The organism is Serratia sp. G204Y, assembly GCF_051172435.1.
GTDB classification, from domain to species: domain Bacteria; phylum Pseudomonadota; class Gammaproteobacteria; order Enterobacterales; family Enterobacteriaceae; genus Serratia; species Serratia sarumanii.
This window is the reverse complement of the sequence record NZ_JBPIZA010000001.1, coordinates 2,315,697-2,339,361: the sequence shown is the minus strand read 5'-3', so window position 1 is coordinate 2,339,361 and position 23,665 is coordinate 2,315,697. Positions and strand designations below refer to the sequence as shown.

The window sequence follows — 23,665 nt, the reverse complement described above, 5'->3', positions numbered from 1 at the left end:
TAAGTTGTTTGCCTGGCAACTTAGAACGAGAAGCACGAACAGCCGAACGCGCCCCAGAAGGCGTTTTCATCCGACACCGGGATGCTGGAGCGGCGCGCGATGTCATGCTGGTGCGCGTGTACGCCGCACGGGCCGCAGCATTGGTGCGCCTGGCTCAGCACGCCGACTCTGGCCGCCGCCGACGGCGGCGCGGAACGGTAGTGGCCCGGCACCTGGGTGACCGGCGACCACTCCGGCAGCACCGGCAGCGGCGGCGGCGCCAGCGGCGAGAAGCTGCCGGCGGCGTAGACCACCTTGCCGTCCACCACCGTCATTACCGACTCAATGCCTTTGATCTGCTCTTCCGGCACGCTGAAATAGTCCTGCGACAGCACCGCCACATCCGCCAGTTGGCCGACCTTGATCTGGCCTTTCTTGCCCTGCTCGGTGGAGAACCAGGCGCTGCCTTGCGTCCACAGCATCAGCGCCGTTTCGCGATCCAGCCGGGCACTGTCGTCGTACATCGCCATGCCGCCGACGGTGCGGCCGGAAACCAGCCAGTACAGCGCCGTCCACGGGTTGTAGCTGGCGACGCGGGTGGCGTCGGTGCCCAGCCCGACCGGCAGCTCGGCCGCCAGCATTTTCGCTACCGGCGGCGTGTGTTTGGTGGCTTCGATGCCGTAGCGGTCAGCGAAATATTCGCCCTGGAACGCCATGCGGTGCTGCACCGCAATGCCGCCGCCCAATGCCTTGACCCGTTCGATATTGCGCTCGGTAATGGTTTCGGCGTGGTCGAACAGCCAGTGCAGCCCGTTGAACGGAATGTCGCGGTTCACCTTCTCGAACACGTCCAGCATGCGGCTGATGGATTCGTCATAGGTGGCGTGCAGGCGGAACGGCCAGCGGTGCTCGACCAGATGGCGCACCACCCGCTCCAGCTCGTCCTCGGTGCCCGGCGGCAGGTCCGGGCGCGGCTGCAGGAAGTCTTCGAAGTCGGCGGCGGAGAACACCAGCATCTCGCCGGCGCCGTTGTGGCGATAAAAGTCGGTGCCCTGGCCCGGCTTGAGCATGTCGGTCCACAGCTCGAAGTCTTCCAGCTCCTGCTTCGGCCGCTGGGTGAACAGGTTATAGGCGATGCGAATGGTCAGCTGCTTTTTCTCGTGCAGCTCGGCGATCACCTGATAATCCTCCGGGTAGTTCTGGAAGCCGCCGCCGGCGTCGATGGCACTGGTGAGACCCAGACGGTTCAGCTCGCGCATAAACTGGCGAGTGGAGTTGACCTGCTGCTCCAGCGGCAGCTTCGGCCCTTTCGCCAGCGTGGCGTACAGGATCATGGCGTTGGGCTTGGCGATCAGCATGCCGGTCGGGTTGCCGTTGGCGTCGCGCTGGATCTCGCCGCCCGGCGGGGTCGGCGTGTCTTTGGTGTAGCCGACTACCTTCAGCGCCGCGCGGTTGAGCAGCGCGCGATCGTAGAGGTGCAGAATGAACACCGGCGTGTCCGGCGCCGCCTGGTTGATTTCGTCGAGCGTCGGCATGCGGCGCTCGGCGAACTGGAATTCGGTCCAGCCGCCGACCACCCGCACCCACTGCGGGTTCGGCGTGCGCAGCGCCTGTTCTTTCAACATGCGCAGCGCGTCGACCAGCGAAGGCACGCCTTCCCAGCGCAGCTCCAGGTTATAGTTCAGGCCACCGCGGATCAGGTGCAGGTGCGAGTCGTTCAGGCCCGGAATGGCGGTGTGGCCGTGTAGGTCGATCACCTGGGTTTCCGGCCCGGCGTGCTGCATGACTTCGCTTTCGCTGCCGACCGCCAGAAATTTGCCGTCGCGGATGGCGACCGCCTGTGCGGTGGGATTTTGGCGATCGACGGTGTGAAACTTGCCGTTGGTGATGATCAATGAAGCGTGGTGGTTCATAACATTCTCCCGGCGAACCGCCTAGCGGCGGGTCAGCCATTGATGAAAAACGCGGGTCACGATAGGCATCCACAGGTACACCACCAGGGCGACCACGGTGGCGTCATTGAGAAAATGGCCGAGCAGCGTGCCGTTCAGCTGCGGCAGTGCCAGCCCCCAAAACCAGGGCACCAGATTGGTGGAAGGGAAGATCACCAGCAGGGTGATGATGAACTGCTTCCACTGGGGCGGCTGGCGCACGCCGGGGTTGGGTGGGGTAAACCAGAACTCTGCGCCGGGGCGGATCTCGATATGGTCGTTCTCCAGCAGCAGCGGGGTGACCTCTTCGATGTATTGCTTGCGCAGCGGCGAGTGGATCCAGCGGTACAGATTGTCGAGGTTGTCGAAGCGAACCAGCACCGTATAGGCCTGCTCGTCGCCGGAAGGGCGGATGACGTTGACGCCCAAATGGCCGGTGAAGCCCGCGGCGTCCGGCATGATGCGGTTCAGCCAGGCCTCATAGGCCTGCTCGTTCCCCGGTGCCAAACGGTGGGTGATCACCAGCGTGACATGCTGCGGATGGGCCATAAAACCGACTCCTGAAAATACCCCGGCGCGGAGCCGGGGTAAGGGGAATTATTTCAGCGTGCGGGCCGGTGCGTGGTGCACCATGGTGTAAGCGTAGTCGACGCCCATGCCGTACGCGCCGCTGTGTTCGCGCACCAGCGCCATCACCGCGTCGTAGGTGTCTTTGCGCGCCCAGTCGCGCTGATACTCCAGCAGCACCTGCTGCCAGGTCACCGGCACGGCGCCGGCCTGCACCATGCGATCGATCGAGCGCTCGTGCGCATCGACGGAGGTGCCGCCGGAGGTGTCGGTCACCACATACACTTCATAGCCGGCTTCCAGCGCCATCAGCGCCGGGAAGGTCAGGCACACTTCGGTCCACAGCGCGGAGATCACCAGCTTTTTGCGGCCGGTGGCTTCCACGGCTTTAACGAAGGCCGCGTCTTCCCAGGAGTTCATCGAGGTGCGTTCAATCGGGGTGATTTCCGGGTGTACCGCCAGCAGTTCCGGCCAGATATAGCCGCTGAAGCTTTCGGTTTCTACCGAGGTGAAAAGGGTTGGCACGTTGAAAATCTTGCCCGCCTTCGCCAAACCAACAACGTTGTTTTTCAGTTGCTGACGATCAATATTAGCCACGCCGAAGGCCATTTGCGGTTGATGGTCGATAAAAATCAGTGCGGAGTTGTCTTTATCAAGTAGTTGAAACTTGGACATAATTTACCTTCCCAGTGATATTTCGGTTGAACATCTGATGAGTGTAACGCCGATAAAACGCATGGTAGGCAGAGGGCGATTTCAAAGATACCGCAGAATTTTTGCCGACTTGTTGAGTTTTTTTATACACGGGAGAAAGCATGAGATTAAACCTGGAAGCGCTGCTGATTTTGGACGCGCTGGACCGGCACGGATCTTTCGCCGCCGCGGCCGCCGCACTGTTTAAAACCCCTTCGGCACTCAGCTATATGGTGCAAAAGCTGGAGAACGATCTCGACATCACCCTGCTGGATCGCTCCGGCCACCGGGCGAAGTTCACCGATACCGGCAAGCTGATGCTGGAAAAAGGGCGGGTGCTGCTGCGGGCGGCGCAGGATCTGGAGCAGCAGGCGCGCTACGTGGAGAACGGCTGGGAAAGCGAGATCACGCTCGGGATCGATGCCTCCTTCCCGTTTGCCCGCCTGTTGCCGCTGATCGACGAGTTCTATCGGCAGCATCATCATACCCGGCTGCGTTTCAGCCACGAGGTGCTGGCCGGCTCCTGGGAATCGCTGGTTTACGGCTGCGCCGACATTATCATCGGCGCCATCTGCGAGCCGCCGTCGCGGGTGGGTTATGCGTTCAGCCGCCTGGGGCAGTTGGATTACGTGTTCGCCGTCGCGCCACAGCATCCGCTGGCGGCGCTGCCGGAACCGTTGCCGAAAGATGAGATCCGTCAGCACCGGGCGGTGGTGGTGCGCGATACCTCGCGGGTCAACGCGCCGCAGAGCCTGAACCTGCTGGAAGAACAGGATACGCTGACGGTCTTCGGCTTCGACGCCAAGCTGCAGGCGCAGTTGGCCGGGCTGGGCTGCGGCTATCTGCCGCGTTCTCTGGCGGAACCTTACCTGAACAGCGGCGAACTGGTGGCGAAACGCGTTGAATCTGAGCGCTGCAGCGACGTTGCCTATTTCGGCTGGCGGGAAAGCGCCAGCGGTCTGGCGGCCAAGTGGTGGCGCGAGCGGCTGCAGCGTTACGCGGATGACGGCGAGGCTTACCCGGCGGCGCAGTGATCGCCGTCATATAAGGATTAACAACCCAATAAGATATAGGGAATGAAAAAGACACTAGGCCTGTTGGCGCTGTTGCTGTTAAGCGGCTGCGGCGCCGGGCGTCAGGCCGGCATCCCGTTGCCGGAGCCGCAGGCCGAGGCGCAGGCCACGGCGCTGCTCAGCTATCCGGTGCGGGTGCATAACGCGGTGAGCCGCGAGCAGCGTTTGCCTGAACGCGCGCGCGGCCAACGCTGCACCATCAGCATTCGGCTGCGACCGGACGGCAAGCTGGCGAGCAGCAAGATCGTAAGAGGCGACGCGCCACGGTGCGCAGCGGCGAGCGCGGCGGTGCAGCGCGCGCAGTTTCCGCCGATGGCCAACGCCACCGAGTATGCGCTGTTCAACGCCGTGGTGCTCGATTTCGTTCCCTGAAGATGTGACCGACGGGCCGCCTGCGCGGCCCGTTTTTTCGCTTTTACGCGTACGCAACCCGCTGAATTTTCACTTAGCTTTGCCATTTTCGTTATTTTGAATGCCGCTACGGCTCACGGATACTGGGAGAAAATCTCTTACCGCGAGCTGCAGCATGTCCCACGCCCACTATTTGCACCCCGAACAGCGCGAACGAATCAGGCAGCTTTATCGGCGCCGGCATTGGCGGCTGGAGCTGCCCACCTGGGGGATCATGGCGGCGGTGTACGGCGGCTGGTTCGGCGTGGCGCTGGGGTGGCAAACGCTGGGCCCGTGGCTTGGCGCGCCGCTGCTGATACTGCTGACCACCTGGTACATGTCGTTGCAGCACGAGCTGATCCACGGCCATCCGACGCGCTGGCCGCGCGTCAATCAGCTGTTCGGCCTGTTGCCGCTGGCGGTGTGGTATCCCTACGGGCTGTATCGCGATTCGCATCTGCGCCACCATCGCAACGACCACCTGACCGATCCGCACGAAGATCCCGAAAGCTATTACTTCAGCGCCGCGCAGTGGCGGCGCTATCCCCGGCTGCTGCCGCTGCTGGCCGCCGTGCGCAATACGCTGATCGGCCGGGTGCTCCTTGGCCCGGCGCTGGATATCGCCGCGACCCTGGTCGGGGCGGTGAAAGCGCTTGCCGCCGGGGAGTGGCGCGTCTGGGCGAGGTGGTTGGTGCACCTGTCGCTGTTGGCGATGCTGCTCGACTGGCTGCAGGCGCAGGGTATCGGCGCGGCGTTTTACCTGCTGGCCATCAGCTACCCGGCGCTGGCGCTGACCAAGGTAAGATCGTTTTTTGAGCATCGCGCCGTGGACGCACCGCAGGCACGTTCTATTATTAATGAGGCGGGTTGGCCGTGGCGGCTGCTGTTTCTCAATCTGAACTACCATTTAGTGCATCACGATCTGCCCGGCCTGCCCTGGTATGGTTTGCGCGAAGTCTATCTGGCGGAGCGCGAGGCGTACCAGCGCCGCAGCCAGGGATTTGTCGCGCAAGGCTACGGCGAGTGGCTGCGCGATTACGCCCTGACGCCGATCGACGTCGGCGTGCATCCGTTGCGCGCCGGTGAACCGCAGGGGGAGGGCGATGCCCTGCCGACGGAAAAATTTATTGCGCGCTGGAAGCGCGTTTCTCAGGATTTTCCAACTTAACCGGCCCATGAGCCGGAAAACGTATAACCAGAGGAAAAGTATGGCAATCACCTTATCACGCGGACGTTCCTTTGCCGTCGCGCTGGCCCTGCTGGCCACCGGCGGTCTGGCGCAGGCGGCCGACTCGGTGCGCGTCGGCTCCAAGATCGACACCGAAGGTTCGCTGCTCGGCAACATCATCGTGCAGGTGCTGGAAGCCAACGGCATCCAGACCACCAACAAGCTGCAGCTCGGCACCACCAAGGTGCTGCGCGGCGCCATCACGTCCGGCGAGATCGACATCTACCCGGAATACACCGGCAACGGCGCGTTTTTCTTCTCCGATGAGAAAGATCCGGCGTGGAAGAACGCCCAGGCCGGTTTCGAGAAGGTGAAGCAACTCGACTACGACAAAAACAAAATCGTCTGGTTGGACGCGGCGCCGGCCAACAACACCTGGACCATCGCCATTCGCCAGGACGTGGCGGAGGCCAATCACCTGAAGACGCTGTCGGATCTCGGCAAGTGGATCAACGGCGGCGGCAAGTTCAAGCTGGCGGCCTCGGCGGAATTTATCGAGCGGCCGGATGCGCTGCCGGCGTTCCAGAATGCCTACGGCTTCAAGCTGAATCAGGATCAGCTGCTGTCCCTGGCCGGCGGCGATACGGCGGTGACCATCAAGGCGGCGGCGGAGCAGACCTCCGGCGTCAACGCGGCGATGGCCTACGGCACCGATGGCCCGGTGGCGGCGCTGGGGCTGCAGACGCTGGCGGATCCGAAAGGCGTACAGCCGATCTACGCGCCGGCACCGATCGTGCGCGAAGCGGCCCTGAAGGCGCACGCCAATCTGCCTGAGCTGCTGAAGCCGGTGTTCGCCTCGCTGGACGGGCCGACGCTGCAAAAACTCAACGCGCAGATCGCCGTGGAAGGCCAGGACGCCAAACAGGTGGCGGCCGCTTACCTGAAAGAGAAAGGGTTTGTTAAGGGATAATGCCGAGGTGCCCCCTCTGCCGTCGGGAGAGGGGGTAAACCGAGGGAACCGGAGCGTTTCTTTGACTATCGCCGTAAAACATCGCGTCTTGTTGACGCTGTTCATGCTGTTGCTGCTGGCCGCGTTCGGCCTGCCGTTCCTCAGTTATGCCCCCAATCGCCTGTTGTCGGGCAAAAGCCTCTCCTTGTTCTCCCTGCTGCACGGCCCGGCGCTGTGGCTGCTGTTGCCGCTGGCGGCATTGGCGATCCTCAGCCTGTTGCCGCCGACGCGGGGACGGGCGCTGCTGGCGGCGCTGGCCGCCTGCGGGGTGCTGACGCTGGCCTTCTGGATCAGCGGGCAGGCCGCCGGGCGTCTGGCGCAGGAGGGATCGCGCCTGGCGCGCACCTCCTGGGGCAGCGGGTGCTGGCTGACGATGGCGCTGAGCCTGCTGATCGCCGCCGACGCCATGGCGCGCATCACCGCGTCGCACCTGTGGCGCATGCTGGGCAACGCGCTGGTGCTGGTGCCGCCGGCGCTGCTGCTGTTCGGGCATCAGCTCGATCAGCTGTCGCTGCTGAAGGAGTACCACAATCGCCAGGAGGTGTTTGACGCCGCGCTGCTGCAGCACCTGACCATTCTGCTGGCGACGATGGCGCCGGCGCTGGCGATCGGCGTGCCGCTCGGGGTGCTGTGTTTTCGCTCCGAGCGCTGGCAGCGGCCGATTTTCTCCGCGCTGAACATTATCCAGACCGTGCCGTCCATTGCGCTGTTCGGCCTGCTGATCGCGCCGTTGGCGGGGCTGGCGACGGCGGTGCCCTGGCTGGCGGAACACGGCGTCAGCGGCATCGGCATGGCGCCGGCGATCGTGGCGCTGGTGCTGTACGCGCTGTTGCCGCTGGTGCGCAGCGTGGTGGCGGGGCTGCAAAGCGTGCCGGCGGGGGTGATCGAATCCGCCACCGGCATGGGGCTGACGCGCGGGCAGATCTTCCTGCGCGTGCAGCTGCCGTTGGCGCTGCCGCTGTTCCTGACCGGCGTGCGCATTTTGGCGGTGCAAACCGTCGGCATGGCGGTGGTGGCGGCGCTGATCGGCGCCGGCGGCTTTGGCGCCATCGTCTTTCAGGGGCTGCTCAGCAGCGCGCTGGATCTGGTTCTGCTGGGGGTGATCCCGGTGGTCATGATGGCGGTCATCGTCGATTCGCTGTTTAAATTTTGGGTTTCAATCCTGGACGTATCGCGCCGATGATTCACTTTGAGCAAGTCAGCAAAATTTTTCAGGGCAAGCCGGCGGTAGACGATCTCACGCTGCACATCGCCGAGGGCGAATTCACCGTGTTGATCGGCACCTCGGGTTCCGGCAAGTCCACGACGTTAAAAATGATCAATCGCCTGATCGAGCACGATCGGGGCAAGATTCTCTTTGCCGGCGAAGAGATCCAGTCGTTCAAACCGCAGGATCTGCGGCGGCGCATGGGCTATGCGATCCAATCGATCGGCCTGTTTCCGCACTGGACGGTGGAGGAAAACATCGCCACCGTGCCACAGCTGCTGAAATGGCCGCGCGCGCGCATTCGCGATCGGGTAACCGAACTGCTGGAGCTGTTGCATCTGGAGCCGGATCTGTTTCGCCGTCGCTATCCGCATCAGCTGTCCGGCGGGCAGCAGCAACGGGTAGGGGTGGCGCGCGCGCTGGCCGCCGATCCCGAGGTGTTGCTGATGGACGAACCGTTCGGCGCGCTGGATCCGGTCACCCGCGCGGCGTTGCAGGCGGAGATCGCGCGCATCCATCAGCTCTCCGGCCGCACTATCGTGTTGGTGACGCACGACATCGACGAGGCGCTGGGCTTGGCGGATCGCCTGGTGCTGCTCGATCAGGGGCGGGTGGTGCAACAGGGCACGCCGCTGGCGCTGCTGACCGCGCCGGCCAATGACTTCGTGCGGGACTTCTTCGGGCGCAGCGATCGCGGCATCAAGCTGCTGTCGCTGGGAACGGTGGCGGAGCGAGTGCGGCCCGGCGCCGCCGAGGGCGAACCGATCGCCGCCGCCATGAGCCTGCGCGAGGCGCTGTCGGTGTTTGTGGCGCGCGGCAGCGACTGCCTGCCGGTGGTGGATGAACGGGGCGAAGCGTTGGGGGTCTTGCACTTCAACGATCTGATCGCCGGGCAGGCGCTGTCATGAGCGGGCGCATCTGGCGCCTGCTGCGCGATCCGCTGCCCTGGACGCTGGCGCTGCTGTTGGCGCTGGTGTTCGGCATGGATCATCTGCGCGGCCTGTTTGCCGCCTGGTTCCCCGATCTGGAGCGGCCCATTTATCAGCAGGACAGCTTTATCGCGCTGGTGGGGGCGCATCTGTCGCTGGTGGCAATCTCCAGCCTGATCGCGGTGGCTCTCGGCGTAGCGGCCGGCGTGGCGGTAACCCGGCGCAGCGGCCGGGAGTTTCGTTCGCTGGTGGAAACGGTGGTGGCGGTGGGGCAGACCTTCCCGCCGGTAGCGGTGCTGGCGGTAGCGGTGCCGGTGATGGGCTTCAGCGAACAGCCGGCGATCATTGCGCTGGTGCTGTACGGCCTGCTGCCGATCTTGCAGGGCACGCTGGCGGGCATCGAATCGGTGCCGCCCGCCACGCGCGAGATTGCCCGCGGCGTGGGGATGAGCGCCTGGCAAATTCTGTGGCGGGTCGAATTGCCGCTGGCGGCGCCGGTGATCGTCGCCGGGATCCGCACGTCGGTGATCATCAACATCGGCACGGCGGCCATCGCTTCCACCGTCGGCACCAAGACGCTCGGCTCGCCGATCATCATCGGTCTGAGCGGCTTTAACACCGCCTATGTGATCCAGGGCGCGGCGGTGGTGGCATTGTTGGCTATTATCACCGATATGCTGTTCGAACGTTGGGTGCGTTATCTCACCGCCTGGCGTCAGCAGACGCTGGCGACCACTCCGGCGGGGTAAGGGGGAAATGATGCAGGTGTCTCTACCGATGTACGGCGTTGGCCGGGAGCAGGCCGAATCTTTCTGGCAGGTATTGCGCGACAAGCTGCTGCGCCTGGGGCTGCCGGCGGCGCCGGAGCGGCTCAGTTGGCCGGACGATTTGGCGCAGCACTGGCGGCGCGACGATCTGCTGCTCAGCCAAACCTGCGGTTATCCGTTGGTCAGCACTCTGCCGCAGGTGCAGCTGATCGGCACCTACCATTATCGGGTTGAGGGGTGCGACGGGCCGAATTACCGCAGCTGGCTGGTGGTGCGCGCGGGCGACCCCGGCGAACGGTTGGCGGATTTTCGCGGCCGGACGGCGGCCTATAACAGCACCGATTCCCAATCCGGCTACAACGGCCTGCGCGCGCTGATCGCGCCGCTGGCGCAGGACGGGAAATTCTTTGGTGCGGCGATTGCCTCCGGCGCGCATTATCAGTCGCTGAAGCTGATCCGCAGCGGGCAGGCGGATATCGCCGCCATCGATGCGATCAGCATGGAACTGCTGCGCCGGGCGCAGCCGCAGGCGCTGGAGGGGCTGAAAATCATCGGCCGCACGGCAGCGGTGCCCGGTCTGCCGCTGATCACCGCGGCGGGTACGCCGCCGGAACAGGTGGAAATCCTGCGCGCCGGCGCCCGAGCGATGCTGGATGAGGCGGTCAGCGACCGCCTGCTGATCGGCGATTTCAGCCTGGTGCCACGTTCGGCCTACCAGATTATCACCGTGCTGGAACAGCAGGCCGCCGCGCAGGGCGTGACGGCGCTCTAGCCGCCGTTACAGCAGGGCGTCGCCGTCGATGTCGATCGCGCTGCCGGTGACGAAGCCGTTCTCCATCGCCAGCAGGTAACCTGCCGCGCGTCGGCCTGTATCAGGCGCAGCGCGTCGTTTTTCTCCCCGGCGTGGGGAAGGCGGCTATGGCGCGGTGAGGAACTGCTCGAAATGCCTGGTGCCCGCATCGCTCGCCGGTGTTGGAACGCGTCAGGCGGCTGCAGCGCTTTTTACAGCTGCGCTGCCAGCGCTGGCTGGACGATCACTTGGCCTGAAGGGTTTCGGTTTGCGCCGGCGTGGCGGCGGCATCCCCGGCAGGCGCGCTTTCTTCGTGCGGGGTGGTGGAACGGGTGTAGATGTTCAGCCCGGCGAGGAATACGCCGCCCAAAGAACCGAAGGCGCACAGGGCGATGACGATGACGAACGCTTTTTTCAGCATAGGAATAATTTCGCAGGTTGCTTGGAACAGCGGGAATTATAGCCCCTTCGCCGGGTGAAACAAGAATCGTTTTTAACGGCGGCCCGCAGACCGCCCTTTGCGATCGCTACCGTTCGCTGTCGATGGCCTGCACGCGGGCCGGGCGGACGAACAGGTATTTTCCCAGCGTCACCAGCACCACCGCCGCCACGATGATCACCAGCGCCAGCCACTCGCGCGGCGCCAGCGATTCGCCGGCAAAGCCGATGCCGAGCAGCACCGCCACCACCGGGTTGACGTAGGCGTAGCTGGTGGCGACCGCCGGGCGCACGTTCTTCAACAAGAACATATAGGCGCTGATCGCCAGCATCGAGCCGAAGACGATCAGATAGCCCAGCGCCAGAAAGCCGCCGGTGCTCGGCATCTGAGTCAGACGCTCGCCGCTCAGCTGACTGGCTGCCAATAACACCACGCCGGCGACCAGCATTTCCGCCGCGCCGGCCATCGGCCCGGCCGGCAGCGAGATGCGCGATCCCAATACCGACCCGAAGGCCCAGCTGGCCGACGCCAGCAAAATCAGCAGCGCGCCGGTCGGGTTGCCCACCAGGTTGTTGCCGGTATTAAGCAGCACGATGCCCACCAGACCGAGCGCGATGCCGGCCCATTCCAGTTTGGTGTTGCGCATCCCCCACAGCAGGCTGAAGCAGAGGGTGAACAGCGGCACCGTCGCCACCATCACCGCGGCGATGCCGGACGGCACGTGTTGGTGCTCCGCCACCGTCACCAGGCCGTTGCCCACCGCCAGCAGCAGAATGCCGATGGCGCCGGCGGCCAGCCACTGCTTCGGCGTCGGCAGCGCGTGGCCGCGCCAGGCCAGGAAACTGAACAGCAGGATACCGGCAACCAGAAAGCGAATGCCGGCCATCATCAGCGGCGGCCACTGCGCGACGCCGAGGCGAATGACGAAATAGGTGGAACCCCAAACGATATATAACGTGAACAACGCCCCGATCAACGGCAGGACGCTACGGCTTTGTTGGCTAAGCATAGGGATATGTTTTTGCAGGGGTGATTATTATTAGAACGCTCAGTAAACCCGATCGGGCAACCGATAAGCAATGGCTTTCGGCATTATTTTTCCCGGCCGCCGCCCGCCGTTCAGCTGTCCCGCCGCTTCCACTGCAGCCAGCTGACGGCCGGCAGGTAAATCGACCAGCCGACGGCCAGCAGCAGCAGCATGAACTCCGGCGGCACGCCGGGCAGCAAGGCGTCCAGCTTCCAGGACACGGCGTAGGCGAAGGGGCCGACGGCGGCGCCCAGCACCGCCAGCGGCCAGGGGGCCGCTCTGACCACGTCCAGCAGCCAATACCACCAGCAGCCGAAGCCGATCCACAACGCGATGGTCCAGAGCGGCAGGCCGTGTTGCCCGCTGTAGTGCAGCACGCCGCTGTAGCTCCACAGCCCATCCATGCCGATACCGCCCAGGGCGGCCAGGGCCGCGCCTTTGCGGCGGGCGGCCGGGGTAAAGATCAGCGCCAGCGCCGCGCCGGCCAGCAGGATGCCGTTGAGCCGATCGCGAGTCAGCAGCGCCAGCAGCCAGCAGACGCCCAGTCCCAGCGTCGCCAGCCAGAATCCGGCATGCGGCTTCTTCATCGTTCAACTCCCGTGGGGTTACTCTGCCGCTGCGCGCCAGGCGCCGACGGATTTGCCAGAGCGAGCGCGAGGCCCGCTGTTGGTCTGAATATGCGTTAATTCAACCTTAGAAGGGAAGGTGCGGGATGCACAAGCAGAATAATCTGTACCGGTTGAAAACGTGGGCAAAAACCGGTGTTAAAGGAGCGAAATCCGGTAGGCGCAGCGGCGCGAGCCGGCCAGAATGTGTTCGGCGCGTTCCACCTGCGCCTGCAGCACTTCGGTGAAGATGCTCAGCTCCGCCCGGCAGAAGCCCTGGCAGACGGTAGCGGCGGCGCAGATCGGGCAGTGGTTTTCCACCAGCAGATAGGAACCGTCTTCCTCCTGACGCCATTCGGCCATATAGCCTTCGCGGCAGCGGATTTCGGTCAGGCGCGCCACGCGCTCCTGCAGATCGGTGGCGCCGATCATCGCCTGCTTGTAGTTGATGCGGTTTTCCTGCTCGCGGGTCTCGATCAGCACGTCGAGCGCCTGTTCGCCCAGCTTGTCGCGCACGGTGCGCAGCAGCTGCACCGTCAGATCCGCATGGGTGTCGGGAAAGCGCGCGTTGCCGGCCGAGGTCAAATGCCACAGCTGCACCGGGCGGCCCACGCCGCGCGTTTCCGCCACCGCTTCGACCAGCCCCTCTTTCGCCAGCTTGACGAACTGCTGGCGGGCCGCCTCACCGGTGGTGCCGAGCACCTTTCCTGCGTCAGAAGCTTGCTGTGGGCCGCGGGTTTTCAATAGCGTCAGCAAGCGGTCACTGACCGATTGTGCGGTGCTGCCGCTATTTTCCAAGTTTATTCTTGACATATTTCTCCGCCTCGCCCTAACTTATTCCAAGATAACTCTTGTTAAATTTAACGCAATCTTATGACCAACTCAATGCCATTCCTCTGAAAACAGGACGACAACCGTGATAACCCATGACGATAGCCGCTGGAGCGACCTTTTCTCCGGCAAAAATGCGGCCAGTGCGATCGCGCTTTCGCTCGGCGTGGCGCTGCATGCCATCAATATTCTGGTCGCCACCACCATTCTGCCCTCGGTGGTGCAGGATATCGGCGGTCTGGATCTCTACGCCTGGAACACCACGCTGTTCGTGGTGGCGTCGATCCTCGGTTCCGCGCTGTCGGCCCGGCTGCTCAGCGGCTACGGCGCGCGCAGCGCCTATCTGGTGGCTTCGCTGTTCTTCATCGCCGGGGCGGCGCTGTGCGCGCTGGCGCCGAGCATGCCGGTGATGCTGATCGGCCGTACGGTGCAGGGCTTCGGCGGCGGGCTGATCTTTGCGCTCTCCTACGCGATGATCAACCTGGTGTTCGAGCAGCGATTGTGGCCGCGCGCCATGGCGCTCATCTCGGCGATGTGGGGCATCGCCACCCTGGTGGGGCCGGCGGTGGGCGGCATTTTCGCCGAGCTGAACGCCTGGCGTTGGGCCTTCGGCATTCTGCTGCCGATCATGGCGCTGTACGCCGCATTTACCTTCCTGATCCTGCCCAAGGGCAAAGCGCAGCAGGCGGCCGCGCCGTTGCCGACCACGCAGCTGCTGTTGCTGACCGTGGCGGTGCTGGCGGTGTCCGCCGGCAGCCTGGCGCACAGCGCCTGGATCAACCTGGCGGGCATCGCGCTCTCGCTGGTGCTGATGGCCTGGCTGCTGAAGCGCGAAGCGCACTCGCGCGCCCGCCTGTTGCCGCACGGCGCGCTGCGGCGCGGCTCATCGCTGGCGGCGCTCTACATCACGACCGCGTTGCTGGTGATCGGCATGACCAGCGAGATCTTCGTGCCCTATTTTCTGCAGCTGCTGCACGGCCAGTCGCCGCTGATCTCCGGCTATATTGCCGCCGCCATGGCCGCCGGCTGGACGCTGTCCGAGATCCTCAGCTCCGGTTGGCGCGGGGCGGGCATTCGCCGGGCGATCGTCAGCGGGCCGCTGTTTGTGCTGGTGGGGCTGCTGGCGCTGGCGATTCTGATGCCGGTGCCGTCCGGCGGCCACTGGCAGGCGCTGGCGCCGATCGTCATTGCGCTGTTGCTGGTGGGGTTCGGCATCGGCTTCGGCTGGCCGCACCTGCTGACGCGCATTTTGCAGGTGGCGCCCGAAGCGGACAAAGATATCGCCGGCGCTTCGATTACCACGGTGCAGCTGTTCGCCACCGCATTCGGTGCGGCGCTGGCCGGGATGATCGCCAATCTGGCGGGGCTGAACGATCCGGGCGGCGCGGCGGGCGCGGCGTCGGCGGCGCGCTGGCTGTTCCTGGCGTTCGCGCTGGCGCCGCTGCTGGCGGTATTCAGCGCCTGGCGCTGCGCGGCGATCGCGCCGCCGGGCGCCGAGACGGGCAATCTTGTACAAAACCCGCCCTCGCGCGAGTGCTAGAACGCTCCTCCTTCTTCGATAGTGTTTGCGGTGATAGTGGCGTTCTTGCTGCGCAGTATGCTGGCGGTGGTGTTGCTGAGCATGCTGATATTCATCGCGCTGCGCGGCATTTTTTAAAATCCGCTTGCCATATCTCTAATTTGAGATTATTTCTCTTATATGGGATTTTAAGGCGGAGTGTGAGCGATGGATAACGGTTTGGAGACTGCCGACCTGAGGTTGGCGCAGCGGCTGGCGGATTTGCGCCAGCAGCAGGGGTGGTCGCTGGAGGAGTTGGCGCAGCGCACCGGTCTCAGCCGGGCGACGCTCTCGCGGGTGGAGCGCGCCGAAACCAGCCCGACGGCGTCGCTGCTGAACCGGCTGTGCGCCGCCTACGGGTTGACCATGTCGCGCCTGTTGAGCGAAATCGAAGACGAACCGCCGGAGCTGTTGCGGCCGCCGCAACAGCCGGTATGGGTCGATCGCGCCAGCGGTTTTCACCGTCGCTCCGTTTCTCCTCCCGCCGCGCTGTATAAGGCCGAGTTTATCGAAGCCCGGCTCGATGCCGGCGCGCAGATCGATTACGACCTGCCGTCGATTCCGGCGCTGGAGCATCACCTCTGGCTGCTGTCCGGGCAACTGGAGCTGACGTTGGAAGGGCGCGTTTTCCGGCTGTCGCCCGGCGATTGCCTGCGCTACCGCCTGTTCGGCGCGTCCCGTTTCCATGTCCCCGGCGATGAGCCGGCCCATTACACGCTCGTTATCTGCAGGCCATAGCCATGATTGAATTGCAACAGTGGGGCGCCGACGCGGCGCAAAGCGCCGTGGCCGACTTGGCCGAGATGCTGCACGCCAGCGTGGCGCACGGCGCCAGCATCGGTTTTGTCATGCCCTTTACGGTGGAGCAGGCGCGGGCATTTTGGCAGGGGCTGCTGCCGGCCCTGGCGCGGGGAGAGCGTGCGATGCTGGTGGCGCTGGCGAACGGTCGGCCGGTCGGCACAGTGCAGCTGCTGTTGGCGATGCCGGACAATGGCCGCCACCGGGCGGAAGTGGTCAAGCTGATGGTGCACCCGCAGGCGCGGCGGCAGGGCGTCGCGCGGCTGTTGATGCAGGAAGTGCAGGCGCTGGCGGCGCGTCATCGCCGCAGCCTGTTGGTGCTGGATACCCTGAGCGGCAGCGCGGCGCAGGGGTTGTACCGCCAATTGGGGTTCGAAGCGGCAGGTGACATCCCACAATACGCCCGCGCCAGCGACGGCGGGGCGTTGGAAGCCACCTGCTATATGTACAAACTGCTGTGAGGCTTAGCGCCCGCGCCAGGCTTTGATCGCCTGTTGGCGCACCTGCAGCTTCTGCTGCGGCGTCAGCTTGTTGTAGTCGCGGGCCAGCCCGCTTTCCCAATCGCCGTACAGCGGGTTGGGCAGCACGATGAATTCGGTGCCGAACTTGTTCTGGTTCTCGCTGACGAATGCCCGGCGCTGCGCGTTGTCCTGGTGGTAAGTCGCGGCGCCGAAGTCGTTCAGGTTGTCGCCCGCGTACACCACGATGTCGTAGCCGGCTTGTTTGATGGCGTCGAAGCGCGCCTGCTTATTGGAGGTATCGGTGCTGAGCAGCACGGTCTTTTCCGACATGCCGGTGAAACCGAGCTTCTGCATGTTGGCCACCGTGGCGGCGTATTCGCTCTGCTTGCGGTTCGACACGTAGAACATCGTGCCCTGATGGGCGTTGACGTAGCGGGCGAACGACACCGCGCCCGGCACCGCGCCGGCCTGTTCGGCCTGCGTCCATTTGGCCCAGGTGGCGCCGTCGTATGGCTGGCCCTGCTGCGCCTGCCAGCCGGAGTAGGCGCTGTTGTCCAGCATGGTTTCATCCAGATCGACCACCACCGCCTTTTTACGGCCCGGCGCGGCCCTGGCCTGATCGAAGGCGCGCTGCGCGCTGTTGAACGCCTGATGCGCCAGCGCGCGGTATTCGCCGGACTGTTGGAACCAGTTCACCGCCAGCACCGACTGATGCGCCAGCCGCTGCTGGGCCTGCGCGTCGGTGTGCGGCGGCTGCGCGCAACCGGCCAACGTCAGCAGCGCGACGCCAATCGCCGCGCCGAGGGTGAGTGTCCTTGCCTGTTTTCCTGCCATTGTTATCTCTCTCGGTTTTATTCTTGTGGGCTGTCCAGCAGCATATCCATCTCGAACTGCGGCAGGGGATCCTGCCGCCAGCCAAGATGCGTAAAGAAGGGGGCGGCCACCTCGGGCACAACGACGTTGGCAGTCAGCGGCAAAGGGGCGAACCGTGTTTGCAGGGCGGCCAGCAAGGCGCGCGCATGCCCCTGGCCGCGGTGCTGCGGCGGCACGTAGATCAGGCGCAGCCAGCAGTGCTCGGCGCCGGGCATCACCACGGCGTAGGCCTGACGATTGAGCGTATAGGCTTGCGGTTTGCCCGGCAGCTTGAACAGCGATTCGGGGGCGATCAGCCAGGGCAGATCGGTGGCGCCTTCCGCCGTCAGGCGATGGCTGACGGTCAGCGGATCGACCGCCTGCAGTTCCGCCGTGCCTGGCGGCGCTTCCGCCGGCGCCTGATGGCCGGTCAGGGTGCGCACGATGCGCAGCCCGGCGCGGTGGTACAGCGCCAGCGCGGCGTCGTTGCCTTCGATCACTTCCAGCGACAGCCGCCGGTCGCCGCGGTGGCGGGCGTCCGCCACCAGCCGCTGCATCAGCGCCTTGCCCAGGCCCTGGCCGCGCATCTCCGGGCGCACGGAAAAGGCCGCGACCCGGCTGTGCCGGCCGCGGCGGGCGATCAGCGCCACCGCCACCGGTTCATGGCGGTGGGTGACGATCAGGCTGTCGTTCAGGCTGAGATCTTCGGCGCCGAAACGGGCGGCGAAGGTCGGCCCGTCGACAACGAAGCGCACGATGTAGTTTTCAAAGCAGTGGCTGAGGATGTTCGCCAGTTCGTCGCTGCTGTAGCGCAGGGCGTTGTGGAAGTCGAAGCGTCCGTCGTTATGCATGGCTGATTTCGCTCGGGGAGAAAGCTATACATGTAGACCCGTTTTTTTTGCAAGGCAAGCGGGGGGATTGGACAGGGGGAAAATAAAAACAAAAAAGCCGGACGCAGCCGCCCGGCGAAATAAAACTCTGGGTATCAAGTGACGCTAAAGTTTGCAGTGGTGGTTATTCATTCATCACATCAGAACTGGTAGGTCAGGGCGACAACAACCACGTCGTCGTTTTTCAGACCCAGCTTGTTGTCGTCATCGAGCTGGTTGATTTTATATTCGACATAAGTGGACATGTTTTTGTTGAAGTAATAGGTTGCCGCTACGTCGAAATATTTCACCAGATCGACGTCGCCGATGCCTTCAATATCTTTGCCTTTCTGCTGAACGTAACCCAGCGATGGGCGCAGACCGAAGTCGAACTGATATTGCGCGACCAATTCAATCCCTTCCGCTTTATTGGCGAAGCCGCTAACGGAAGTGGCGTTGTTATTGATGGTGGCGGTGCCGGAAATAGGCGCGATATTGCGGCTCTGCGAATAAGTCGCGGCCAGGTAGACGTTGTTGTTGTCGTATTTCAGACCACCGGCCCAGATATCGGCCTTGTCGCCTTTACCGAAGGTGCCCGCTTTTTGCGTGGTGGTGCGGTTGGAAGAGGCATAGGCGGCGCCCACGCTCAGGCCATCGATGATTTCGTAGCTGGAGGAGAGGCCCCAGCCGTCGCCGTTCGCCTTGCTGGCGGAGCGGCCGTCGTTTTCGTTCTTGCCCTGGTACTGCACGGCAAATTTCAGGCCGTCGACCAGTCCGAAGAAGTTGTTATTACGGTAGGTGGCGACGCCGTTGGTACGGCCGTTCATAAAGTTGTCGGTCTTGATGTAAGCATCGTCGCCGAATTCAGGGATCATATCCGTCCAGGCGCCGACGTCGTAAATGATGCCGTAGTTGCGGCCGTAGTCGAAGGAACCGAGGTCCTTATATTTCAGACCGGCGAAGCCCAGACGCGTTTTGGTATCTTTAGTGCCGTCGGATTCCGTGTGGTTGGCGGCGATCTGATATTCCCACTGGCCGTAGCCGGTCAGCATATCGTTAATCTGAGTCGCGCCTTTAAAGCCGATACGCACGTAGGTTTTATCACCGTCGTTGCCGGCATCATCGGAGAAATAATGCAGGGCCTTTACACGACCGTAAAAATCGAGTTTGTTGCCGTCTTTATTGTAGATTTCTGCTGCCTGTGCCGCTTGCGCAAGTAAAAGTGCCGGAATAATAACGGCCAGAAGATTACGTTTCATGGGTTACCCTGCTTTATTCGATTGAAAGACGCTTATCATCAGTTGCATTGCTGTTTTACTGTGCCGCCTGATTGTTGGCGGCGGAGAATTTTTACCGTAGTAATGTGATCTATTTATGACAAAAAATTCATTTTCATGTCGAACGATTAAAAAAGTCGCGTAAAGAGTGAATTTTTTCTTCGGCCGACGGTCGGCGGCTGGTCTACAGTTATCGATACCTTGTTCCGCTGCGGGAGGAATCATGCACGATACTTATACTTTGTTCGGCACGCAGGGCTGCGGCTCGACGATCGTGGCCGCCGCGTTGGTGTTGACCGCTTTCCCCTGGGGCTATGAGGAGGTGGACTACACGCAGGACGGCCCGGAGCGCGATCGCCTGCTGGCGCTGAACCCGTTGGGCCAGGTGCCCACCTTAGTGTTGCCCAATGACGAAGTGATGACGGAGAGTGCGGCGATCATTCTGTTGCTGCACGATCGCGCGCCGCACGCCGAACTGGCGCCGCCCGGCGGCTCGCCGCTGTTGCCGCGTTTTCTGCGCTGGCTGCTGTTCATCAACGCGGAGATTTACCCCACCTTCACCTATGCCGACCATCCGCAGCGCTGGCAGCCGCAAGCGGCGGGCGCGGAACAGCTGAAAAACGCGGTAATGGATTATCGCGAGCGCTTATTGCGGCAGCTGAACGCCGCCGCCGGCGCTGCGGGCCCGTGGTTTCTCGGCAAGAGCTTCAGCGCGTTGGATCTGTACGTGGCGGTGATGTGCAACTGGCGGCCGGGCCGCGCGTGGTTCCGGCAACACTGCCCGCGGCTGTACGCCATCGCAGAGCGGGTGGAACAGCGGCCGGAGCTGAATGCGTTGCTGAGCGCCCATTTCGACGGTGTTGCCCCGCTGGAATCGTGATGCCTCCCCGCCGCCCGGCGGGGAACCCTCCCGTTTTTCTGAACCGAGACTGCTGAAAATCCCGATTTTCACTCGCTGCGGCGGCGGGTAGCGTAAGGCTATCCGCAACTGACAGGAGAGTGTGATGCCATCAGAATCCCAGGCCGGGCAGCAGGCGTTCGGCGATATTGCCCCCAAGCTGGCGCAGCTCAGCGACAGCGTTTTGTTTGACGATATTTGGCAGCGGCCGGCGCTGAGCCCGCGCGAGCGTAGCCTGATTACCGTCGCCGCGCTGGTGGCGCTCAACCGCGTGGAACAGCTGCCGTTTCACCTGCAGCTGGCGCAGCGCAACGGCGTGACGCGCCAGCAGCTGGCCGAGCTCATCACCCATCTGGCGTTCTACGCCGGCTGGCCCGCGGCGGCGTCGGCCGTGGCGCGCCTGCGTGAACTGGAACAGGAGGACAACCATGCCGTTTAGCCGCATCGCCCTGCATCAGGGCAAGTCCGCCGACTATCTGCAAACCTTGTCCGACAGCCTGCATCAGGCGCTGGTGGAGGCCTTCGAGGTGCCGCCGACGGATAAATTTCAGGTGATCGATCAATACCGCCCCGGCGAACTGATCTACGATCGCGACTATCTCGGCGGGCCGCGCAGCGCGGATTTCGTGCTGTTTTACATCACCGCCGGGCGGCCGCGCGACACCGATACCAAGCGGCACTTCTACGGGCGGCTGGCGGCGCTGCTGGCGGAAAACCTGCGGCTGCGCCCCGAGGATGTGATGGTGGTGATCACCACCACCCAGTTGGACGAGTGGTCGTTCAGCGCCGGGCGCGCCTCGATGATCGATCCGCAGGCGTAACTCGGGCTGACGCCGCGGGCGGTCTGTGGGACAATGGCGCCATCATTTCGTTTAGATAAGAGTTGAATGGCGCTCTCCTCCGCAGTTAAAGATCAGATTGGCCAGTGGTACAAAGCCCTGCAGCAGCAAATACCGGATTTCATTTCCCGTGCGCCCCAGCGCCAGATGATCGCCGAGGTGGCGAAGACGCTGGCCGGCGACTACCCGCGCCATCTGGCGATCGAGGCGCCGACCGGCGTCGGCAAAACGCTGTCATACCTGATCCCGGGCATCGCCGTCGGGCGGGCGGAGAGTAAACCGCTGGTGGTCAGCACCGCCAACGTGGCGCTGCAGGACCAGATCTACAGCAAGGATTTGCCGCTGCTGAAAAAGATTATCCCCGATCTGAAATTTACCGGCGCCTTTGGCCGCGGGCGTTACGTGTGCCCGCGCAATCTGGCGGCGATGAGCACCGACGTTAGCCAACAGGGCGATCTGACGCTGTTCCTCGACGACGAGCTGGCGCCGTCCAGCGGCGAAGAGCAAGCGCTGTGCCAGAAGCTGACCAAGGCGCTGGCCCGCTTCGAGTGGGACGGGCTGCGCGATCACTATCAGCAGAGCATCGACGATCCGCTGTGGGCCAAGCTGAGCACCGACAAGGCCAACTGCCTGGGGCGCAACTGCCACTACATTCGCGAATGCCCGTTCTATATCGCCCGCAAAGAGATCGAGAGCGCCGACGTGGTGGTGGCCAACCACGCCCTGGTGATGGCGGCGCTGGAGACGGAATCGGTGCTGCCGAACCCGAAAGAGCTGTTGCTGGTGCTGGACGAAGGCCACCATTTGCCGGAGGTGGCGCGCGACGCGCTGGAGATCGACGGGGAAATCACCGCGCTGTCGACCAACCTGCAACTGGACATGATCGTGCGCCAGGTCGAGCAGTGCATGACGCAGTACCGGCCGAAGAATCCGCCGGGGCTGGCCAACAGCGAGCGGCTGAAAAACCATTGCGAGGAGCTGCGCGAGCTGGTGCAGATCTTCGAGCATCAGGTCAGTGCCTATCTGCCCGGTGACAGCGTGGCGGCCGAGCACCGTTTTGAAATGGGCGAGCTGCCGGCGGAGATGGTGGAGAGCTGCGCGCGGCTGTTCAAACTGACCGATGCGCTGCGCGGGCTGGCGGAGTTCGTGCTTAACGATCTCACCGAGCAGACCGGCAAGCATGACATCGTGCGCCTGCACCGGTCGATCATTCAGATGAGCCGCACGCTGGGTTATCTGGAGGCGATGAGCAAGCTGTGGCGGCTGGCGGCGCTCGACAAATCCTCCAACGCGCCGATCTCCAAATGGGTCACACGCGAGCTGCGCGATAACGTCACTCATCTTTACCTGCACTGCGTCGGCATCCGCGTCAGCGACCAGCTGGAGAAGCTGCTGTGGCGCAAGGTGCCGCACGTGGTGGTCACCTCGGCCACGCTGCGTTCGCTGAACAGCTTCGCGCGTTTGCAGGAGATGAGCGGGCTGAGCGAGAAGGCCGGCGATCGTTTCGAAACGCTCTCTTCGCCGTTCAATCACGTCGAACAGGGCAAGATTGTCATTCCGCAGATGCGCTACGAACCGGCTCTCGCCAACGAGGCGGAGCACCTTGAGGAGATGGCGCGATGTTTCCGCGCCGAGCAGGCGAGCGGCAAACACAAAGGCATGCTGATCCTGTTCAGCAGCCACCGGGCGATGCAGACTTTCCTCAGCTACGTGACCGATCTGCGGCTGATGCTGCTGGTGCAGGGCGACCAGCCGCGCTACCGGCTGGTGGAAGAGCACCGCAAGCGGGTGGAGAAGGGCGTCGCCAGCGTGCTGGTGGGGCTGCAATCGTTCGCCGAAGGGCTGGATCTGAAAGGCGAGCTGCTGACCCAGGTACACATTCACAAAATTGCGTTCCCGCCGATCGACAGCCCGGTGATCATTACCGAAGGCGAGTGGCTGAAATCGCTGAAGCGCTATCCGTTCGAAGTGCAGAGCCTGCCGAGCGCCTCGTTCAACCTGATCCAGCAGGTCGGCCGCCTGATCCGCAGCAACCAATGCTACGGCGAGATCGTGATCTACGATCGCCGGCTGTTGACCAAAAACTACGGTTCGCGGCTGTTGGCGTCGCTGCCGGTGTTCCCGATCGAACAGCGCGCGGTGCCGGAGGCCGACAAGGCGCATCTGGCGGCGTTGAAATCCGCCGCCGACGCGGCCAAAAAAGAGAAGAAGCGCGGCAATCCGTTCGCCCGCAAGCGGCGGCGTTAATTAGAGCAGCGGCGGCAGGCGGCGTTTGACCGGCGTGGTTTTCACGATCGAGGTGTTGCTCTGCGCATGCTCGGCCAGCCGATCGAGGGTGTGGTCGAGCTGCGCCATCGAGTGCGCCACCAGCCGCACGATAAAGCAGTCTTCGCCGGTCACCTTGTCGCATTCGACCACTTCCGGAATCGCCTGAATCAGCTGTTCAACCTTCTTCAGCATGCCCGGCAGCGGCTTGATGCGCACCAGTGACTCGAAGGCGTAGCCCACCGCCTGTAGGTTGACGTTCAGGGTATAGCCCTGGATCACGCCGCTTTCCTCCAGCCGCCGCAGCCTTTCCGACGTGCTCGGCGACGACAGCCCCACCTGCGCGCTCAGCGTCTTCAACGACGCGCGCGCGTCCTGCGCCAAAAGAGTCAGGATCTGGCGATCGATATCATCCATAACGGCTCCGTTAGGTGTTTTCTTTA

Annotated in this window: 26 protein-coding genes and 1 pseudogene; 15 read left to right on the top strand and 12 right to left on the bottom strand. The window is 63.6% G+C overall.

The window, feature by feature from the left end; genetic code table 11:
* Positions 1 to 20: 20 nt before the first annotated feature.
* The 3 genes from ACSBQQ_RS11360 to ACSBQQ_RS11350 are packed head-to-tail and all read right to left on the bottom strand — an operon-like array spanning position 21 to position 3,152.
* The gene (locus tag ACSBQQ_RS11360; RefSeq protein ID WP_060428294.1) at positions 21 to 1,892 is read right to left on the bottom strand and encodes an amidohydrolase; all 1,872 of its coding nucleotides are present in this window, start codon (positions 1,890 to 1,892) and stop codon (positions 21 to 23) included.
* Positions 1,893 to 1,913: 21 nt separating this feature from the next.
* Positions 1,914 to 2,459 (bottom strand): antibiotic biosynthesis monooxygenase, encoded by a 546-nt coding sequence (locus ACSBQQ_RS11355; protein ID WP_060428296.1) that lies wholly within the window; start codon positions 2,457 to 2,459, stop codon positions 1,914 to 1,916.
* A gap of 48 nt (positions 2,460 to 2,507) precedes the next feature.
* Positions 2,508 to 3,152: a hydrolase gene (locus ACSBQQ_RS11350; RefSeq protein ID WP_033637618.1), complete on the bottom strand. Its 645-nt coding sequence runs from the start codon at positions 3,150 to 3,152 to the stop codon at positions 2,508 to 2,510.
* Between the two features lie 140 nt (positions 3,153 to 3,292).
* Here ACSBQQ_RS11350 and ACSBQQ_RS11345 point away from each other — a divergent pair, with 140 nt between their 5' ends.
* The 8 genes from ACSBQQ_RS11345 to ACSBQQ_RS11310 all read left to right on the top strand — a co-directional run bounded on the left by ACSBQQ_RS11345 (position 3,293) and on the right by ACSBQQ_RS11310 (position 10,485).
* A complete protein-coding gene (locus tag ACSBQQ_RS11345; RefSeq protein ID WP_033646934.1) occupies positions 3,293 to 4,204 on the top strand; it encodes a LysR substrate-binding domain-containing protein in 912 nt (303 codons plus the stop codon).
* 42 nt (positions 4,205 to 4,246) lie between these two features.
* The gene (locus tag ACSBQQ_RS11340; RefSeq protein ID WP_060428298.1) at positions 4,247 to 4,615 is read left to right on the top strand and encodes a cell envelope integrity TolA C-terminal domain-containing protein; all 369 of its coding nucleotides are present in this window, start codon (positions 4,247 to 4,249) and stop codon (positions 4,613 to 4,615) included.
* Between the two features lie 154 nt (positions 4,616 to 4,769).
* The gene (locus tag ACSBQQ_RS11335) at positions 4,770 to 5,801 is read left to right on the top strand and encodes a fatty acid desaturase (RefSeq protein WP_060418342.1); all 1,032 of its coding nucleotides are present in this window, start codon (positions 4,770 to 4,772) and stop codon (positions 5,799 to 5,801) included.
* Positions 5,802 to 5,841: 40 nt separating this feature from the next.
* A complete protein-coding gene (gene osmF, locus ACSBQQ_RS11330; protein WP_033637621.1) occupies positions 5,842 to 6,771 on the top strand; it encodes a glycine betaine ABC transporter substrate-binding protein OsmF in 930 nt (309 codons plus the stop codon).
* Positions 6,772 to 6,832: 61 nt separating this feature from the next.
* A complete protein-coding gene (locus tag ACSBQQ_RS11325) occupies positions 6,833 to 7,993 on the top strand; it encodes an ABC transporter permease (protein WP_033637622.1) in 1,161 nt (386 codons plus the stop codon).
* Complete coding sequence (locus ACSBQQ_RS11320) at positions 7,990 to 8,925, top strand: ABC transporter ATP-binding protein (RefSeq protein ID WP_033637623.1); 936 nt, start codon at positions 7,990 to 7,992, stop codon at positions 8,923 to 8,925. The genes ACSBQQ_RS11325 and ACSBQQ_RS11320 overlap by 4 nt, the downstream gene beginning before the upstream one ends.
* Positions 8,922 to 9,695 (top strand): ABC transporter permease, encoded by a 774-nt coding sequence (locus ACSBQQ_RS11315; RefSeq protein ID WP_033637624.1) that lies wholly within the window; start codon positions 8,922 to 8,924, stop codon positions 9,693 to 9,695. The genes ACSBQQ_RS11320 and ACSBQQ_RS11315 overlap by 4 nt, the downstream gene beginning before the upstream one ends.
* Before the next feature lie 28 nt (positions 9,696 to 9,723).
* Positions 9,724 to 10,485: a phosphate/phosphite/phosphonate ABC transporter substrate-binding protein gene (locus ACSBQQ_RS11310; RefSeq protein WP_077791439.1), complete on the top strand. Its 762-nt coding sequence runs from the start codon at positions 9,724 to 9,726 to the stop codon at positions 10,483 to 10,485.
* 6 nt (positions 10,486 to 10,491) lie between these two features.
* Here ACSBQQ_RS11310 and ACSBQQ_RS11305 read toward each other — a convergent pair.
* From ACSBQQ_RS11305 to ACSBQQ_RS11285, 5 genes and pseudogenes are all read right to left on the bottom strand, one after another.
* Positions 10,492 to 10,572 (bottom strand): annotated as a pseudogene (locus ACSBQQ_RS11305) (SDR family oxidoreductase); the annotation flags it as partial.
* Between the two features lie 175 nt (positions 10,573 to 10,747).
* Complete coding sequence (locus tag ACSBQQ_RS11300; protein WP_016928550.1) at positions 10,748 to 10,924, bottom strand: hypothetical protein; 177 nt, start codon at positions 10,922 to 10,924, stop codon at positions 10,748 to 10,750.
* Positions 10,925 to 11,030: 106 nt separating this feature from the next.
* Positions 11,031 to 11,951, bottom strand: coding sequence for a drug/metabolite exporter YedA (yedA, locus tag ACSBQQ_RS11295; protein ID WP_060428300.1), 921 nt, complete (start codon positions 11,949 to 11,951; stop codon positions 11,031 to 11,033).
* Between the two features lie 110 nt (positions 11,952 to 12,061).
* A complete protein-coding gene (locus tag ACSBQQ_RS11290) occupies positions 12,062 to 12,556 on the bottom strand; it encodes a DUF2878 domain-containing protein (protein WP_033637629.1) in 495 nt (164 codons plus the stop codon).
* Between the two features lie 177 nt (positions 12,557 to 12,733).
* Positions 12,734 to 13,387 (bottom strand): helix-turn-helix transcriptional regulator, encoded by a 654-nt coding sequence (locus ACSBQQ_RS11285; protein WP_060428302.1) that lies wholly within the window; start codon positions 13,385 to 13,387, stop codon positions 12,734 to 12,736.
* A gap of 103 nt (positions 13,388 to 13,490) precedes the next feature.
* Here ACSBQQ_RS11285 and ACSBQQ_RS11280 point away from each other — a divergent pair, with 103 nt between their 5' ends.
* The 3 genes from ACSBQQ_RS11280 (at position 13,491) to ACSBQQ_RS11270 (ending at position 16,222) form a co-directional block, all read left to right on the top strand.
* Positions 13,491 to 14,945, top strand: a complete 1,455-nt coding sequence (locus tag ACSBQQ_RS11280) for an MFS transporter (RefSeq protein WP_060421402.1) — start codon at positions 13,491 to 13,493, stop codon at positions 14,943 to 14,945.
* 186 nt (positions 14,946 to 15,131) lie between these two features.
* Positions 15,132 to 15,701, top strand: a complete 570-nt coding sequence (locus tag ACSBQQ_RS11275) for a helix-turn-helix domain-containing protein (protein WP_033646915.1) — start codon at positions 15,132 to 15,134, stop codon at positions 15,699 to 15,701.
* 2 nt (positions 15,702 to 15,703) lie between these two features.
* Positions 15,704 to 16,222 (top strand): GNAT family N-acetyltransferase, encoded by a 519-nt coding sequence (locus ACSBQQ_RS11270; RefSeq protein WP_043146968.1) that lies wholly within the window; start codon positions 15,704 to 15,706, stop codon positions 16,220 to 16,222.
* 3 nt (positions 16,223 to 16,225) lie between these two features.
* On the opposite strand, the gene ACSBQQ_RS11265 is transcribed toward ACSBQQ_RS11270, so the two are convergent.
* From ACSBQQ_RS11265 to ompC, 3 genes are all read right to left on the bottom strand, one after another.
* On the bottom strand, positions 16,226 to 17,056 hold the full coding sequence (locus ACSBQQ_RS11265) for a 5'-nucleotidase, lipoprotein e(P4) family (RefSeq protein WP_043146972.1): 831 nt from the start codon (positions 17,054 to 17,056) through the stop codon (positions 16,226 to 16,228).
* A gap of 17 nt (positions 17,057 to 17,073) precedes the next feature.
* Positions 17,074 to 17,925, bottom strand: coding sequence for a GNAT family N-acetyltransferase (locus tag ACSBQQ_RS11260; protein WP_060428304.1), 852 nt, complete (start codon positions 17,923 to 17,925; stop codon positions 17,074 to 17,076).
* A gap of 179 nt (positions 17,926 to 18,104) precedes the next feature.
* Entirely contained in the window at positions 18,105 to 19,202 is a 1,098-nt protein-coding gene (gene ompC / locus ACSBQQ_RS11255; protein WP_033646909.1) for a porin OmpC, read from the bottom strand.
* A gap of 241 nt (positions 19,203 to 19,443) precedes the next feature.
* Between ompC and ACSBQQ_RS11250 the strand changes: the two genes are divergently transcribed.
* The 4 genes from ACSBQQ_RS11250 to dinG all read left to right on the top strand — a co-directional run bounded on the left by ACSBQQ_RS11250 (position 19,444) and on the right by dinG (position 23,204).
* The gene (locus ACSBQQ_RS11250) at positions 19,444 to 20,100 is read left to right on the top strand and encodes a glutathione S-transferase family protein (protein WP_041034091.1); all 657 of its coding nucleotides are present in this window, start codon (positions 19,444 to 19,446) and stop codon (positions 20,098 to 20,100) included.
* A gap of 124 nt (positions 20,101 to 20,224) precedes the next feature.
* Positions 20,225 to 20,557: a carboxymuconolactone decarboxylase family protein gene (locus tag ACSBQQ_RS11245; RefSeq protein WP_033653414.1), complete on the top strand. Its 333-nt coding sequence runs from the start codon at positions 20,225 to 20,227 to the stop codon at positions 20,555 to 20,557.
* Positions 20,547 to 20,939 carry a tautomerase family protein gene (locus ACSBQQ_RS11240; RefSeq protein WP_060425546.1) on the top strand — a complete coding sequence of 131 codons (393 nt, stop codon included), beginning with the start codon at positions 20,547 to 20,549 and terminating at the stop codon, positions 20,937 to 20,939. The genes ACSBQQ_RS11245 and ACSBQQ_RS11240 overlap by 11 nt, the downstream gene beginning before the upstream one ends.
* 66 nt (positions 20,940 to 21,005) lie before the next feature.
* Positions 21,006 to 23,204 carry an ATP-dependent DNA helicase DinG gene (gene dinG, locus ACSBQQ_RS11235; RefSeq protein ID WP_033637643.1) on the top strand — a complete coding sequence of 733 codons (2,199 nt, stop codon included), beginning with the start codon at positions 21,006 to 21,008 and terminating at the stop codon, positions 23,202 to 23,204.
* Here the strand turns inward: dinG and ACSBQQ_RS11230 are convergent, their stop codons facing one another.
* Positions 23,205 to 23,639, bottom strand: coding sequence for an Lrp/AsnC family transcriptional regulator (locus tag ACSBQQ_RS11230; protein ID WP_033646897.1), 435 nt, complete (start codon positions 23,637 to 23,639; stop codon positions 23,205 to 23,207). It lies immediately after the preceding gene.
* Positions 23,640 to 23,665 lie beyond the last annotated feature (26 nt).